Below are 13,413 nucleotides of genomic sequence, written 5' to 3'. Positions count from 1 at the left end.
TGTGCTGGTCAGGCGTGCCCGCCAGTGGTGTGGCGGGCGCTCACCTTAATCGTTAATTCTTCTTCGCAGGCGTCGATGCGCTCGGCGTCCGGATCGGCGTGCCGCCCGATGGCGATGTCGCCGGCTGCGGCTTCTTGTCCTGCTTAGGCTTCTTTACTTCACGGTTGCTGCGCATTTGACCTTTTGCCATGATGGACTCCCCAGTTTGGCGGTTTATGCTCCTTCCTGGAGCTGGGAGGTAGTGTGCGCTTGTTTTGGGTGGTTGGTGGGGTTTATTTGCCTGCGGTGGGCTTTATTTGCCTGCGGTGGGCTTTTTTGGTTGTTGTCTTGCGGTGTTGGCCTTTCCTTGTGATCACGGTGGTCTATTAGCGTCGCCTGTGCGGGGGGGCACCTACTTTTCTTTGCCTGCCGTGCCGCAAAGCAAAGTAGGCAAAAGAAAGCGGCTCACACCGCTGATATGACTCCCGGTGTCAATCGAGATCGGTTTTCAGTTTTTCAGTTTCTTCTGTTCATGCTTGTCCGAATTTCCTGAGGGCGACGTAGCAGTACATCTCGACGGTGGATCACGCTGATATCCGCGGGTTGGATACCGCATTACAGAGGTCCGCCCAATGAGCCTGCCGCAGTCCAGAGCCGCAAGTCGGATGCAATCCGTTGCGTAGCGGTGTCGCGGGTTACTCGTGTGCCGGGCTACGCCGCCTTCAGGAAACTCTCCTCCAGTGGTCAGGGTGGGGCAAGGGGTTGATCGGACGTTGCGTCATGCAGAGGACGTCTCGCGCGATACGGCGAGCGACATCGCAAGTCTGCTGACGTCCCAGATGAAACCCGCCAGTTCGCGGGCGATGGCGACCACCGCGATGTTCTTCTGTTTGCCGCGCGCGACGAGCTTGCGATAGCGCCGGCACAGGCGCAGCTGTGCGTCCCAGGCACGATCGACGATCGGCTTCGGGATCCCTTCGTGGCGACGCTGGATGTCTGGACTGACGCGGGCCGGATGTCTGTAGCTCCAGGCGGCTTCGACGAGTAGCTTTCTCGCGTAGCTGTTGCCATTCTTCGTGATGCTGCCCTGACGGCGTTTCTCGCCTGACGAGTGTTCCGAGGGAGTCACGCCCAGCCAGGCCATCAACTGTCGCGGATGGGTAAAACGTGACAGGTCGCCCAGTCCGGCAAGCATGCCCACTGCCGTAGTGAACTGTACGCCGCGCATGCTCTGCAGGCCCAGCACGGCCGGATAGAAGCCATCGAAGCGGCCAATCGTCCGCGATTGGATCGCGTTGCATTAATTCCGAAAGCGACAATGCACATTCAGCAAATCGGGCACCCCAAAAGGCGTGCCCGTCTGTGTTTTCGAGTGCGGTTCATGATCGCGTTTTTTCCGTCGCGACAAACGTGCCGCGGGTCACTGTCAGTGCGTTACTGCCGGACGCAGCGATGATGTTTTCGAGCGCGCTCGCTTGGTTGGCATCGACCCGGATGCAGAAGTACTCTCGCTATTCTCTGATGCATCCTGCGCGGCTTTTGTTAGGAGCTCCGTTGCGTGGCGTGGCGTGCCGTAAGATGCATTTGAGGAACACCCTTCGGATCAAGCGCGATGATGCCGTACAACTCACGATCCACCTCGACCTCCTGACGGTATTCCTCGGCGGTTTCGACCCAAAGTCCGAGTAGCGTTCGTTGGCGAGCTCTTTCGTCGGGCGTGATGGCCGGGTTCTGGTAAATCGAAGTCGCTAGCGTCGACAGTGTGTTCAGTTGCGCTATTTGCCGCTCAATAAGCCGAAAAGCAGATAACGCCAGTTTCTCGTACTGAATAGCGTCAACACACGGCCGAGAAGCGGTTCGAGAACTCTTGGGGGATTTACTCATGTGCGATCTCCAATGCTGACATGGATCTCCCTACACTAACTTCCAATGCGGGTGAGCGGGCACATTGACGGGATTCGAAGACCGGTGCGCGATGCCAGGAACCGGCGAGCCGTGGAGCTCCCCCGCCAAGGCCCGCCCATTGGAACATGGACGTTCAAAGGCGGCCGCACTTGTACGTGCGGCGGATCGCGCCTAGCAGGCTTCGAAACCTGTTTGTCGTGACATGCACGACAAAACGAGTCTAAAACCTACGGCCCGATGAGTGATCACCCACGCAGGCTAAATAAAGCGCAATGGCCTCATTCCGAAATTTCCCTACGATCCTGTCAGAGTAAAAAGTAATCAGCGATGCAGATTGAATCTGCGCTACTTGGACGCGATGGTGATTGCTTGAGAGTTTGCGACAGCGTGCTTGCCGCTGCCTGAAAACTCTGACGTCGTCTCGACGCCGGCCGTTCCGGCGAGCGCGAAGCGCGAGGACTGACTGCTGTCTCACGAACACAGATTTTTAATTCCCACTCGGCGCCCTGAATTGGATGACAAACCTCGGCCCGATCGGAAATAACACGTAGCGTTCTTCAACGACGTGGCCAACGCTCGCTCCGTGAAATCTGCATTCTCATGCTTTCCGCATCTCATTGAGACACGCCGATCAAGCCACTGTTAGCGCACTGCCTAACGCCAGGCTCACGACGCTGCCATCAACATAAGCTGCATTGTGAAGATGTGTGCCGTAGTGAGCGATTTCGTACCTTTCCTATTTTGATCCTCTCTCCATCTTGGTGCAGTGTCGTTTCACTACGGATTTCTAACGACAATTAAAAAGGGAGATGTATGGGAAGAAATATCCTTTCTCGCAAGCCGATGGACGAAGTGATTCGTCTACTCACTGCGTTTGTCCTGCTAGTGGTCGCGTTCGGCGCGAACGCAGACGACTGTCTCACGCTTTACTCGAAGTCTGGTGCAACGCCAGGCACCAAGACCTGCCGTCTCGATGTGGTTAGCAATACGCCAGGCGGAATGGGTAATTACGCCTGCATCAACGACCTTGCCCTGATTGACCAGTGGTGCTCGACTCCAGCCGTCGAACTACCAGAATCAAGTTGTCCGGTCGCTGATCCGGTGTATCCCGGCAATGGCTCAGTGACACTAAGCGAGAACGACTTCGTTAGCGGTGACGACAACCCGATGCGTTTCGTACGTACCTATCGATCCCGCTCAATCGGCGCTTCCGCCGCCACCTTGGGATCAGCCTGGTTTCATGGCGGGCAGCGCCAACTGGGGCTGGCCAATGCGAACAACGGGAGCTCATCAAAAGTTGTCGCCTATCGGGAGGACGGTGAGCCGGTGACATTTAACTGGTCAGCAGGAACCTGGCGCGTGAGTGGAAACGTGGGGCTGGGTTTGGCGCAAGACGCATCCGGATGGACGCTGGTCAATCAGGCGAGCGGTACGACGGAAAAATACTCCGCGCAGGGCCTCCTCCTCTCGGAAAGTACACGGGCGGGATTTATTCGGACGCTTATCTATGGCAGTAGCGGATTGCTTACAGAGGTTAATCAGCACGCAGCCGGAACTAGCGCTAGCAACGATCTGGCTTTGCGGCTGGAATACGACGACAAGCATCGCATTTCCCGGTTGATCGAGCCAGTCGGAGGCATGACGCAGTACGCGTACGACAGCAATAGCAACCTTGTCTCGGTCACCTGGCCGGACGGCTATGTGCGGCGCTACATCTACGACGACGTACGGTTCAGGAATGCGATCACCGGCGAGGTGGACGAAACCGGCGCTCGTGTCGCGACATGGACCTACGACGCGCAAGGACGCGCAAGTGCTGTCAACCATCCTGACATGACACGTAACGTCCGGTTTGCGTACAGCGGCAACCAGACCACGGTCACAGATAGTCAACGCACGACAACGGTGAAGTTTGCCCCCGTGGCAGGTTTGCTGCGACCCACGGGGACGAGTTCCTTGTCACGCGTGACCAATACCTCGTGGGACGCATTCGGCAATGTGCTAAGCGAGACAAACCCAACCGGGGGCACTAATGAATTTAGCTATGACTCCTCCGGCCGCACCGTTCGATTGGTGGTGCGCAACGCATCCAGTGCGACCGTCACGACTGTCAGATATGCCGATGCGACGAGCTTGAGTGCATCGATGGTTGCGTCACCCGGCAAGGTGCGTGCATTTGCCTATGACGCAAAGGGCAATGTCACAGGGGTCAGTGAGTTCGCCACGAACGATCCTACCGGCGAGCGGGGATTTGATGCCAAGCCATCGGGCACGCAAAGAACGGTCGGTATCCGCTACGACGGGTCGAATCGTATCGTGGCAGCCCTCGAATATCTCAACGGGACCCAAACCTCTGACTGGTTCTACGCGTACGACGAGACCGGCAATCTGCGCGTTGCGAATGACAATCTGTCGGGATGGACCCTCGGCGCGATGCGCAGGGACGCGGCACACCGCGCCACTTACCTGGCAGGTGACAACCGGGAAGCACTGGTCACCTATAACTCGCGAGGCTGGATAACTCAGTTCATTTACAACGAGTATCCAACTGCATTGAACGGGAGTCTGTACCGCATATTGACGGTGGATTATCGCTACTCGGCTGACGGGCAGGTTACGTCGCGAACCGGTACGGTCAGGCAGAACAATGGCGGATCGACTTCGCTAGGCGTCGCTCAGCCCGCCAGCAGCGACGAACTGAATCAGTGGCTCAATAATCTCGAAGACGGAGCGATCCTCGCCGGACCTCCGGTTAATCGAGGTGGTTTGCTTCGCTCAATGCTTGGAGCGCCGCCCGAGCCGGGGGTGGTGCGGCTTTGTATCGAATGCATGTTCAATCCCGCGTTGAGTTGGGGATGGGCTCTCACTAGTGACAATACCGATCCGTTTGGAATTATCGGTATGGCGGGAGGGGTTCGTAGCGGTCTTGATGCCGTTGCAAAGCTGTGCAAGCCGACGGCAAATCAGCTTCATAGCGTTTTCGAGAAAAAGATCGTCGGGCAAATGAAAAAACGTGGCTGGACAGCAGAGGAAGTTGAGTCAACGATTGCAAATCCATACAGGACAATCCCAGCGCGTGATACCAGAGCACTTGAGAGCGGGAACGGTGCGCGACGCGACGACCCAGCCACCGCGTATATTCGCGAAGATGGACATTATGTCGTCAGAAATGACGTTGACGGCACGGTCGTACAAGTATCGGACCGCCGTGACGCTGACTGGAAATCTCACTTCTGAGGAAGACATGACAACTCAAGACAGACTTTTAGAGAAGTACAGGTCGCAATCAGTCGGCCCGACTGGTGGCGAGATGTACATTGAGAGCGAGGTTGCGCTGCGCATTCCTGCAGACTGCGAAGACGCTGATGCGGCGATCATCGGGGTAGAGACTTTTACCATCACACCGGGGTCCACTTATTCGCACCTTGACGGCATTGCGGACTACTCTCCGAGCGTTCAACGAACTTGGGGCGAGTATCGGCGGCGTTGCAATAAAAGTGCACATGAGTTCATGCAAGAGATGCTCGTGCAGAAAGGTAGAAACACGTACTTTTCGTTTGTGATCATCGACTCCAGTGAGTACGAGAATGAGCCCGGATAACCTGGACTGCATTTATTCGATGTTGCAAGACCGGTGGGAATGATGCCAAAGGTAAACGCGTGCCAGTGTCGAGGACGACGGAATTTTCGACTATTCGCCAAGGCATCCACGGCCATGGGACGCTGGCGGGAGTGCCATAACGACGCACGGAAATTCATGCGGGGACCGCCGCGGCGCGCGCAGCGCCGCCGGAAGAATGACTGCTGTGTCACGAACGCGGAATGCGCGAGAACCCAGATTCCGGATGCACCACTACCGGAACTGCGCGAGGGGCCCGCTTATGAGCTAGTCAGTATGACTCCCGTGAGGCAAGGGCTGGCCTGGCGTGAGGAATCAAACGCGGGTTAGCATTGCTACCAGAGCCGCACGGTGCGGACAGGGCCGCACCCGGCGATTTCCGGCACGGAGGCCAGCATGGAACACGATAGCACGCTGTACGTCGGTTGCGACGTTCACAAGGACTCGATCACGGTTGCCTATGCGCTTGATGCGGGCGACGTCGAGCTACTCGGCAAGACCGGCACGACGCAGGCCGATATTGATCGCCTGTGCAAGCGGCTGCAGTCAAAGGCCCGACGCATCCGCTTCGTCTACGAGGCCGGCCCCTGCGGCTACGGGCTCTACCGTCAGCTCGTAAACAAGGGTTTCGACTGCATGGTATGCGCACCGTCGCTGATTCCCAATAAGCCAGGCGAGCGGGTCAAGACTGATCGGCGTGATGCGATCAAACTCGCGCGTTCACTGCGTGCCAGCGACCTGTCAGCGGTGTACGTGCCCAGCGTGAACGACGAAGCGTTCCGCGATCTGGCCCGCACGTGGGTAAGCGCCAAGGATGACCTGAAGCGTGCGCGGCAACGGCTGAAGGCTTTCCTGCTCTCGCACGGGTGCGCTATACGGGCCGTGCCGACTGGGGAGCCGCGCACCGGCGCTGGCTGGCTGCGCATGCATTCGACAGTGCATGGCAGCAACTGGCCTTCGAGGAACATCGGCGCACCATCGAGGACCGCCTCGCGCAATGCGCGCGTCTGGAAGCCGCATTGCGCGAGGCGGTTCCCAACTGGCGCCTCTATCCGGCCGTGCTGGGCCTGCAGAGCATGCGCGGCGTACAGTTCACTACGGCAGTGGGCATGCTTGCCGGACTGGGCGACCTGTCACGTTTTACCCATCCGCGACAGTTGATGGCCTGGCTGGGCGTGACTCCCTCGGAACACTCGTCAGGCGAGAAACGCCGTCAGGGCAGCATCACGAAGAATGGCAACAGCTACGCGAGAAAGCTACTCGTCGAAGCCGCCTGGAGCTACAGACATCCGGCCCGCGTCAGTCCAGACATCCAGCGTCGCCACGAAGGGATCCCGAAGCCGATCGTCGATCGTGCCTGGGACGCACAGCTGCGCCTGTGCCGGCGCTATCGCAAGCTCGTCGCGCGCGGCAAACAGAAGAACATCGCGGTGGTCGCCATCGCCCGCGAACTGGCGGGTTTCATCTGGGACGTCAGCAGACTTGCGATGTCGCTCGCCGTATCGCGCGAGACGTCCTCTGCATGACGCAACGTCCGATCAACCCCTTGCCCCACCCTGACCACTGGAGGAGAGTTTCCTGAAGGCGGCGTAGCCCGGCACACGAGTAACCCGCGACACCGCTACGCAACGGATTGCATCCGACTTGCGGCTCTGGACTGCGGCAGGCTCATTGGGCGGACCTCTGTAATGCGGTATCCAACCCGCGGATATCAGCGTGATCCACCGTCGAGATGTACTGCTACGTCGCCCTCAGGAAATTCGGACAAGCATGAACAGAAGAAACTGAAAACCGATCTCGATTGACACCGGGAGTCATATCAGCGGTGTGAGCCGCTTTCTTTTGCCTACTTTGCTTTGCGGCACGGCAGGCAAAGAAAAGTAGGTGCCCCCCGCACAGGCGACGCAAATAGACCACTAAGAAAGCAAGGAAAGGCCAACACCCTCAGAGAACACCCAAAGCGCCGCGCAGGCAAAACCACCACCAACCGTCACACCCCCCGAGCCCTCCTCCAGGTCTCCGAAGGCAACTCCCCAAACTGCCCACGATACTCATTCGAGAAGTTTCCAAAATGCCAAAACCCCCACCGTGTAGCGACTTCGGTAACAGACTGAGCCCCCCGAAGCCCACGCCGAACATGATCCAACCGAACAGCCCGAATATAAGCCGAAGGATTGACCCCAACAGTATCTTCAAACGCATACTGCAGAGTCCTGCGACTAGCCCGAAACCGGGCACAGAGTTCAGCAACAGAAAGCGGACAATCCGGCGACTCTTCGACCAGCCCGCGAACCTGCCGCACTAGCTGCCAATTCCGCGCAGTCCGAGCCTCACCCTGCAAATGCGCATGCGCCTCACCAACCCGCATCGGCGGCACCACCTCAGCAAGCCCAAAAACCACCGACTTCTCAAACGCCGCAGCCACGCCAGCATCATCAAGCAGAGTAGGCGTAGCAGCAACCGCATCAAGCAACTGCTTCAGCACCTCCCGAAACCCCTGCAACCTGGCAGGATCGACATTCAGCACCCCGGGCCGGGCCCCCAACCGCACCGCAATCTCCTCAAGCTGCGCCCGCACCAAAGCATCCTCAACCGCCTCCGGCTCAATCTCAAGATTGACCACCACATGCTTATCCGGCGACAAAAACTCAAACCCGCCATCGCCGGAAAAAACATGCAAACCATCGCGATGACTCGTCTGCCCGCATAGCAGCGCATGCCCTTCCAACTGAAACGGAATCCCCACGGCGACCCGCGAGCCAGCCACCTGCCCACGCTGATACACCGTGCGATTCAACCGCTCCACCAGCACCCGCACGCCGCCGGCAAAAAATGAACTCACCGAGCCATCGAACGTGCCGCGCGAAATCTGGCAATAGCTCTGGTTCCATGCATCGAGCAACATCGCCTGTTCGTCGATGTTGCGGCAACGGCGAATCTCGACTGCACTGTTGGTCCGATTGACCGGCTGCATATGCTTCTCCCGATTCGTGGGCACTCCCCGAAAGCCTCGTGCCGCCCAGTGTATGCGAAAAAAAAACCGCACCGTCAAGGCGTCCGGCGTGACCCGGCGGACCTTCGCTACCAACCCGGCAAGCGTTTCAAGCCGGCCGTAATGCATTCGTCAGCAACGCGGATTTTTACGGCATTTTTACTTTTTGCCAATTTTGGATAGTCGTCGCTTTTTGCCGCGCCTACTTTGTGCACAACGCAATGCACCAGGAAGGAGTCACGCATGACCCAATCGGCAGGCAGGCTGGACGGCAAGATCGCCATCGTCTCAGGCGGCGCAACGGGCGCGGGCGGCGCGGCATCGCTGCTGTTCGCACGCGAAGGCGCACAGGTCGCGGTCGTCGATATCAACACCGACGCGGGCTTAGAAGTCGTGACGCGAATTCGCGCCGCAGGCGGCACCGCCGAGCTATTCGCCGCCGACGTCTCGAAGCGCGACGCCGTGGACGCCGCGGTCGCGAACATCGTCGCGCGTTTCGGACGCATCGACGTGCTGTTCAATCACGCCGGCAGCATCGTCGTGAAGCCGTTCATCGACACGACCGACGACGACTACGACTGGCTCATGAACGTCAACGTGAAGAGCATGTTCATGATGACGCGCGCCGTGCTGCCGCACATGCTCGCGGCAGGCGGCGGCTCGATTGTCTGCACGGCGTCGATCTCGTCGGTGGCGGCGACGCCGCTCGAAGTGCTGTATTGCACCACCAAAGGCGCATGCGCGATGTTCGCGCGTTCCATCGCGGTCGAGTATCGCGATCGCGGCATTCGCTGCAACGCGGTGTGTCCCGGCTTCATCGACACGCCGCACGGCCGCCGCGAAATCAGCGCGCTCGCGAAATACGGTTTCGATGCGAGCGAAGCGGCCTTGTCCGCGCAACAAGGCCGTCTCTGCGCGCCGGACGAAGTGGCGCGCGCCGCACTGTTCCTCGCCAGCGACGACGCCAGTTTCGTCAACGGCGCACACCTGTACGTCGATAACTGCTTCACGGCCGCGTGAGCTGCTAGCGCGTCGCGCGGCCCGGCCGCACCGACGCTTCGTTTTCACCCTGTTCAAAGGATCGCGTCATGGACATCAACCCGGCCGTGCCGTCGACGGATTCCGCCGACAACGACGTCAAGCTGTTGCACAAGATGGGCTACGCGCAGGAACTGTCCCGCCGCATGGGCGCGTTCTCGAACTTCGCGGTGTCGTTCTCGCTGATCTGCATTCTGTCGGGCGGTATCACGTCGTTCCAGATGGGCTTGTCGGCGGCGGGCGGCGCGTCGATCGGACTCGGCTGGCCGCTCGGTTCGCTGTTCGCACTGGTGGTGGCCGCGGCAATGGCGCAGATCGCGTCGTCGTATCCGACCGCGGGCGGGCTCTATCACTGGAGTTCGATTCTGGGCGGCAAGACGTGGGGCTGGCTCACCGCGTGGCTCAATCTGCTCGGCCTCGTGTTCGTGGTCGCGGCGATCAACTACGGCACCTACGATCCGTTCTTCCGTACGCTGATCGCGCCGATGTTCGGCGTGAATCCCGATTCGTTGGGCTGGTGGCAGCAGACGCTGTTTCTCACCGTGATCACCGCGTCGCAAGCGTTCCTTAACCATCGCGGCATTCGCATCACCAGCAAGATCACCGACCTGTCGGGCTATCTGATCTTCGTGGTGACGATTCTGCTGGTGGGCTCGCTGCTGGTGTATTCGCCGGTGAAGATCGATCTGTCGCGGCTCTATACGTTCACCAACTTCACGGGTGTGGACGGCGGCGCGTGGCCGAAGCAGACCATGGTCGTGGCGTTTCTGTCGGGTCTGCTGCTGACCGCCTATACGATCACCGGCTTCGACGCTTCCGCGCATACCTCGGAGGAGACGCATGAAGCGGCGCGCAACGTGCCGCGCGGTATCGTCGGTTCGGTGTTCTGGTCGACGACCTTCGGCTACGTGATGGTCTGCGCGTTCGTGCTGGTGATGCCGGATATCGGCGCGGCAGTGAAGCAGGGCACGGGCTTCTTCGAAGCGATTCTCGCGCCGATTCCAGGGCCGCTGCGCATCGTGATCGAACTGCTGATGTTCTTCATCAACTACGTGTGCGGTCTCGCGGCCGTGACATCGACCTCGCGGATGATGTTCGCGTTTGCCCGCGACGGTGGTTTGCCGGCCTCGAAGTGGCTGCGTAAAGTGAACGCGACGCATCGCACGCCGGGCGCGGCGATCTGGACGTCGGCTGTGCTGGCGATCGTGGTGACGCTCTACGGCGATGCATTCACGGTGTTGAGCGCGGGCAGCGCGGTGTTCCTGTTCATCTCGTACGCGATGCCGATTGCCGCTGGCGTGCTTGCCGAAGGCCGTACGTGGACCGAGAAGGGGCCGTTCCAGTTGGGCATGTTGTCGAAGCCGTTCGCGGTGGCGGCAGTGTTCGGTGCGCTGGTGCTCGCCTATGTCGGCATGCAGCCGCCGAATCAGAAGGTGGTGTACGTGATCGTCGGTTTGCTCGCGGTGCTGCTGACGATCTGGTACGGCGCGGGCGTGCGCAAGAGTTTCGCGGGGCCGCCGGTCGGCAAGCTGTCGAAAGAGCGCGAACAGGAACTGAGCGGTTTGGAAGGGCAGTTGGGAGAAAGTTGAGCGAGTAGCGAGTACCTTCGAGCAACCAAGGTACTCGCGCCCATCCCACCACTTACATACCGACGTAACCCACCGGCACCGTCGAGTTCGCCTGAGCAATCGACGCATTGTTCGACACCACATACACCGGCGATTCGGTCAGGTTCAGCGTCAATGCACCGTTGCTGTAGTTCACGGTCGACGCATTGCCCATCATGTCGATCAGCTTCACCGTACCGCTCGTGCCCGGCGCATCGACGGTGAGGGTGTACGGCACGCTATAGGTCGAGCTGAAACCGCTGCTCGCGCTCCACGCGTTATTGCTGTGCGTCCACAAAGCCGTGATCACCGCGCCGTTGTTTAGTTGCTGGAACGCGTACGCATACACGCCGTTCGGCGCGCCGTTCACCGGACCGAGCGTCGTGGTGCCGTCGAGCGTGTGCGTCATCGCGCTGAGCGCCATGGCAACCGGCTTCGGGCTGAGGTTGGTCGCGCCGAATGCGCCTTGCGCGTCGCTCAGATCGAAGAACGTGCCGTAGCCGACTTCGCCCGGATAATCCGCGCCGTAGAACACGTAGGTCTGATTCGCGCCTTCACCCAGCGTGATGATGTGCATGCGTGCCGCGACAGCCGCTTGTGCATACAGCACGTTGGCGGTCGGATAGTTCGGGCCGTACGCGCTGCCGAGGTCGTAGCTGATGCCGGCCTCGGTCGAGAACAGCTTCATGCCCGGACGGTAGTCGGTGGCCATTTCGGCGCGCAGCGCCTGCATCTGGCCGCGCAGCGAACCCGACGCGGTGGACGGATCGCTGTCGTAACGCTCCGGCGGATGCGACGGCGAGGTGCCGGCGTCGTAGTAACCGTGCGTGGCGACCGCGTCGATGTACTGACCGAAGCCGAGCGGCGCGAGGCGCTTCAGGCGCGTCGTGGTCAGGCTCGGGAACGCGTCGGTCGGGCCCATCACCACCGCGTGCGGATCGGTCGAGTGCAGGCCCTGATAGACGGACTGGTACAGCGCGACGAAATTGGCGTCGGTGTCGGTCCAGAACTCGTTCGGCTCCCACGTCACCTGGTAGTAGTTGGCCGACTGGCTCGGGAAGTAGGTCGAGCGAATCGTGTTGGATTCGGTGCCCACGCGGCTCATGTAGTTCTGGTAATACGACAGGCTCGTCGGCGCGCTGACGTCGTCCTGGAACGCGCCGGTGCTGCTCGCCCACGCGGGAATCCCGTCGAGGCGGATCAGGCGCATCACGTTGCCGGACTTGTAGAACGGATCGAGCGTGCTGGTTGCCGGGTTGAACGTGTTGGCGCCGTTCGGCTCCATGGTCGACATCTGGCGGTCGTCGATCGTCGACGAGATGCCGAGGTCGGCAAGCAGCGGGCCGTTGTCGTTCGCGCCCTGCATGCCGAAGCGATGCTGTTCCTGGCGCGCATAGGTGACCGCCGGCACGACGCCGGACAGATTCGCCAGCACGCCGAAGGTCGCGATACCCACCGGCCGCGTGCCGGCTTGCGGCAACTGGCCGCCGTTCTTCGCCAGTGTGCCGGTCGCGGCGAAATAGCCGGCGAGTGTCGACGAGCAATTCAGCGTGATCGTGGTGGAGCCGTTCGGCACCGGCGCGCTGCCGCTAGCGGCGACGTTGCCGAGCGTGTCCGTGACGGCCCAGTTCAGCGTGTCGGCGCCCGGCACGTTGGTGCTGAACGCGAGCTGGAACGTGCTGCCCGACGGGAAGATGCGAGTGCCGTCGGCGCTGGGTGTGTCGGCGGAAATCGTGGCGCTGCCCGAACCCGACGAGTTGGCGGGCGCCGCGCAGCTCATGGCCGCGTTCGAGGTGCCCGCGGCGTTCAGCGTGGTACCGCCGCTGCCGGTCGAGCCGCCTGTGCCGTTGGCGGTGGTGCCGCCGTTGGCCTGGGTCGCCGCCGTGCTGGTGGCGCCGCTGCTGCCGCCACCGCCACCGCCGCCACAGGCTGCGAGCGCGAGCGATAGGGTCGAGAGTACGAGTAGTTGAGATTTCATCGATCTGTCAGCCTTGCGTTGCTGATGATTCGCCCTGCTCATCGCGCAAGGCGCGTGGGGAGTCCGGGCGAACAACGGGGTTCATTTGCAGACCGGCCGATCAACGAAGGGTCGGCACTGGCCATCGGATGTGCGCAACTGTCCGGTTGCGCCAGGGTGATGCCTTCCCGGGTTGTCGGCCCCGAACACGTTTCTCTTCAGTGAATTTCAAGTCGTACGAATCCACCGTGACGTGAGTCACGTCTGACCTGGCGGAATCGAACGACCGGGGGAAGGTACGACGAAAACAACCGAC

At 60.5% G+C, this 13,413-nt stretch carries 9 protein-coding genes and 2 pseudogenes; 5 read left to right on the top strand and 6 right to left on the bottom strand.

The window, feature by feature from the left end; all coding sequences use genetic code 11:
- Nucleotides 1–52: 52 nt before the first annotated feature.
- The 3 genes and pseudogenes from GGD40_RS09350 to GGD40_RS09340 all read right to left on the bottom strand — a co-directional run bounded on the left by GGD40_RS09350 (nucleotide 53) and on the right by GGD40_RS09340 (nucleotide 1,863).
- Nucleotides 53–190 carry a hypothetical protein gene (locus tag GGD40_RS09350; protein WP_179706682.1) on the bottom strand — a complete coding sequence of 46 codons (138 nt, stop codon included), beginning with the start codon at nucleotides 188–190 and terminating at the stop codon, nucleotides 53–55.
- Nucleotides 191–757: 567 nt separating this feature from the next.
- Nucleotides 758–1,234 (bottom strand): annotated as a pseudogene (locus GGD40_RS09345) (transposase); the annotation flags it as partial.
- 287 nt (nucleotides 1,235–1,521) lie between these two features.
- Nucleotides 1,522–1,863 carry a hypothetical protein gene (locus tag GGD40_RS09340; RefSeq protein ID WP_257030384.1) on the bottom strand — a complete coding sequence of 114 codons (342 nt, stop codon included), beginning with the start codon at nucleotides 1,861–1,863 and terminating at the stop codon, nucleotides 1,522–1,524.
- 834 nt (nucleotides 1,864–2,697) lie between these two features.
- Here GGD40_RS09340 and GGD40_RS09335 point away from each other — a divergent pair.
- From GGD40_RS09335 to GGD40_RS09325, 3 genes and pseudogenes are all read left to right on the top strand, one after another.
- The gene (locus GGD40_RS09335) at nucleotides 2,698–5,121 is read left to right on the top strand and encodes a colicin E5-related ribonuclease (protein WP_179743456.1); all 2,424 of its coding nucleotides are present in this window, start codon (nucleotides 2,698–2,700) and stop codon (nucleotides 5,119–5,121) included.
- A gap of 7 nt (nucleotides 5,122–5,128) precedes the next feature.
- Nucleotides 5,129–5,485: a hypothetical protein gene (locus GGD40_RS09330; protein ID WP_179706676.1), complete on the top strand. Its 357-nt coding sequence runs from the start codon at nucleotides 5,129–5,131 to the stop codon at nucleotides 5,483–5,485.
- A gap of 414 nt (nucleotides 5,486–5,899) precedes the next feature.
- A pseudogene (locus GGD40_RS09325) lies at nucleotides 5,900–7,029 on the top strand (IS110 family transposase).
- A gap of 464 nt (nucleotides 7,030–7,493) precedes the next feature.
- On the opposite strand, the gene GGD40_RS09320 reads toward GGD40_RS09325, so the two are convergent.
- The gene (locus GGD40_RS09320) at nucleotides 7,494–8,477 is read right to left on the bottom strand and encodes a helix-turn-helix domain-containing protein (RefSeq protein ID WP_179743455.1); all 984 of its coding nucleotides are present in this window, start codon (nucleotides 8,475–8,477) and stop codon (nucleotides 7,494–7,496) included.
- Between the two features lie 107 nt (nucleotides 8,478–8,584).
- Nucleotides 8,585–8,740, bottom strand: coding sequence for a hypothetical protein (locus GGD40_RS09315; protein ID WP_179743454.1), 156 nt, complete (start codon nucleotides 8,738–8,740; stop codon nucleotides 8,585–8,587).
- On the opposite strand from GGD40_RS09315, the gene GGD40_RS09310 reads away from it, so the two are divergent.
- Both GGD40_RS09310 and GGD40_RS09305 read left to right on the top strand, forming a co-directional pair.
- Entirely contained in the window at nucleotides 8,739–9,515 is a 777-nt protein-coding gene (locus GGD40_RS09310) for an SDR family NAD(P)-dependent oxidoreductase (protein ID WP_179743453.1), read from the top strand. The genes GGD40_RS09315 and GGD40_RS09310 overlap by 2 nt on opposite strands.
- 68 nt (nucleotides 9,516–9,583) lie before the next feature.
- Nucleotides 9,584–11,122: an amino acid permease gene (locus GGD40_RS09305; RefSeq protein ID WP_179743452.1), complete on the top strand. Its 1,539-nt coding sequence runs from the start codon at nucleotides 9,584–9,586 to the stop codon at nucleotides 11,120–11,122.
- A 52-nt stretch (nucleotides 11,123–11,174) separates the two neighbouring features.
- Here the strand turns inward: GGD40_RS09305 and GGD40_RS09300 are convergent, their stop codons facing one another.
- Nucleotides 11,175–13,118, bottom strand: a complete 1,944-nt coding sequence (locus GGD40_RS09300; RefSeq protein WP_179743451.1) for a hypothetical protein — start codon at nucleotides 13,116–13,118, stop codon at nucleotides 11,175–11,177.
- Between the last annotated feature and the right edge of the window lie 295 nt (nucleotides 13,119–13,413).

Origin of the sequence: Paraburkholderia bryophila, from assembly GCF_013409255.1 — a bacterium.
Taxonomy (GTDB): Bacteria; Pseudomonadota; Gammaproteobacteria; order Burkholderiales; family Burkholderiaceae; genus Paraburkholderia.
Note: the sequence above shows the minus strand (reverse complement) of the source record. Positions and strands in the feature narration are given on the sequence as shown.

Bases quoted from the DNA above. Each gene is read 5' to 3' on its own strand.
- GGD40_RS09310 (WP_179743453.1), top strand. From the start codon at position 8,739: ATGACCCAATCGGCAGGCAGGCTGGACGGCAAGATCGCCATCGTCTCA.
- GGD40_RS09340 (WP_257030384.1), bottom strand. From the start codon at position 1,863: ATGAGTAAATCCCCCAAGAGTTCTCGAACCGCTTCTCGGCCGTGTGTT.
- GGD40_RS09335 (WP_179743456.1), top strand. From the start codon at position 2,698: ATGGGAAGAAATATCCTTTCTCGCAAGCCGATGGACGAAGTGATTCGT.
- GGD40_RS09330 (WP_179706676.1), top strand. From the start codon at position 5,129: ATGACAACTCAAGACAGACTTTTAGAGAAGTACAGGTCGCAATCAGTC.
- GGD40_RS09315 (WP_179743454.1), bottom strand. From the start codon at position 8,740: ATGCGTGACTCCTTCCTGGTGCATTGCGTTGTGCACAAAGTAGGCGCG.
- GGD40_RS09305 (WP_179743452.1), top strand. From the start codon at position 9,584: ATGGACATCAACCCGGCCGTGCCGTCGACGGATTCCGCCGACAACGAC.
- GGD40_RS09320 (WP_179743455.1), bottom strand. From the start codon at position 8,477: ATGCAGCCGGTCAATCGGACCAACAGTGCAGTCGAGATTCGCCGTTGC.
- GGD40_RS09350 (WP_179706682.1), bottom strand. From the start codon at position 190: ATGGCAAAAGGTCAAATGCGCAGCAACCGTGAAGTAAAGAAGCCTAAG.
- GGD40_RS09300 (WP_179743451.1), bottom strand. From the start codon at position 13,118: ATGAAATCTCAACTACTCGTACTCTCGACCCTATCGCTCGCGCTCGCA.